The 1,444-nt window shown below is 66.8% G+C and carries 2 protein-coding genes; both read right to left on the bottom strand.

Features of this window, described 5'->3' with window-relative positions; all coding sequences use genetic code 11:
- Positions 1-80: 80 nt before the first annotated feature.
- On the bottom strand, positions 81-509 hold the full coding sequence (locus ACTWPW_RS64175) for a hypothetical protein (RefSeq protein WP_443175039.1): 429 nt from the start codon (positions 507-509) through the stop codon (positions 81-83).
- Positions 506-1,342, bottom strand: coding sequence for an IS5 family transposase (locus ACTWPW_RS64170; RefSeq protein ID WP_443175038.1), 837 nt, complete (start codon positions 1,340-1,342; stop codon positions 506-508). The genes ACTWPW_RS64175 and ACTWPW_RS64170 overlap by 4 nt, the downstream gene beginning before the upstream one ends.
- Positions 1,343-1,444 lie beyond the last annotated feature (102 nt).

The following is a 1,444-nucleotide window of genomic DNA, read 5'->3' as shown; positions in this document are numbered from 1 at the left end:
TCAGAGGGCGGTTCGCGAGTTGATGTCCCTTTGATCGCTTGCTCTGCACGAGAAGGGCTGGTCACGGGCTCGTTGCCGGGTTACGGATGCGGCTGAGTGAACAATCCCGGCTCGGTCTCCACGAGAATGCCGAGGGTGACCAGGCGTTTGAGCTTGGCGCGGGTGTTCTCGATGTTCTTACGCTCCAGGGGCAGGTCCAGGGCCAGGCAGAGGTCGCGCGCTCGTACGGGCTGGTCTGCGCTGGTCATGAGGGTGAGAATGTGCTGGTAGGCGGGGTGATCGGGGACCACGGGAGCCGGTGGCGGCGGAGGTGCCGGATCAGGCTCGGCAGTCAGGACGAGCAGGGTCTTGCGGGTGATCCGGAGATGATCGAGATCCTGATCGAGTTCCCGTAGGCGGCCGGTCAGCTCCTCGATCTGGTCTCGTGTCTGTTCGATTTGGCTGGTCAGAGCCTTCTCGCGGGCGTCGATGCGGTCCAGCAGCCACGTGCCGGGGTCCGGTGTGCTCACGCCGAGCGCCAGGTCGGGGTGGAGGTGCCGGTCAGCCGGCGGGTCATCACGTCGGTCATCGCCCAGTACACGCGCGATTCGGAGCTGGCCGGATCGTGTTCGTAGTCGCGTACCAGGCGGCGGTGCAGGGACATCGTGCCGTAGGTCTGCTCCACCACCCATCGCTTGGGCTGGGGGACGAACCCGGCCTCGGCGGGGTTACGCTCGACGATCTGCACGTCGATGCCGTGGGTGGCGCCGTGGGCCACCACGCTGCTCTTGAAGCCCTGATCGACCAGGGCCGTTTGCACGCTGCCCGGCGCGGTGGCGGCGGTGACCCGGTCCAGCAGCGCGTTGCCGATGGTGTTGTCGTGCATCGAGGCTGCCGCGACCACCACCGCGATGACCAGGCCCAGCACATCGGTGGCCAGCCCACGCTTGCGACCCGGTACCTTCTTGGCCGCGTCCCGACCGGTCGTGGTGGCGGGGACTCCGGCCGCGGCGCGCACGCTCTGGGTGTCGAGCACCACCAGGCTCGGGTCGGCTAATCGCCCCTGTCCCTCCCGCACCTGGAAGCGCAGCAGGTCGTGGATGGCCTGGTCGGTGCCGTCCTTACGCCAGGCGGTGTAGTAGTACATGACCGCGCTGCGCGGCGGCAGGTCATGGGGCAGCAAGTTCCACTGGCAGCCGGTCCGGCCCTGGTACAGCAGCGCGTTAACGATCTCGCGCATCTGGTAATTGCCCTGGTGGCCGCTGACCGAGGGGTGGGCGGCCTTCCACGCCGTGATCACCGGCTCGATCAACGCCCACCGCTCATCGGATAAGTCCGTCGCGTACGGCTTGCGTTCACTCACCCGGCTATCTCAACACGTTCACGCCCACCAGCTAGGCATAACGCTACAGATTCACTCGATCACACTACGACATCAGGGGCAGGGGCCCACAGACCGCCCTCT

This window comes from Nonomuraea sp. KM90, from assembly GCF_052246675.1.
In the GTDB taxonomy this organism is placed as follows: Bacteria; Actinomycetota; Actinomycetes; order Streptosporangiales; family Streptosporangiaceae; genus Nonomuraea.
The sequence above is the reverse complement of the archived record's forward strand: the minus strand, read 5'-3'. Positions and strand labels throughout refer to the sequence as shown.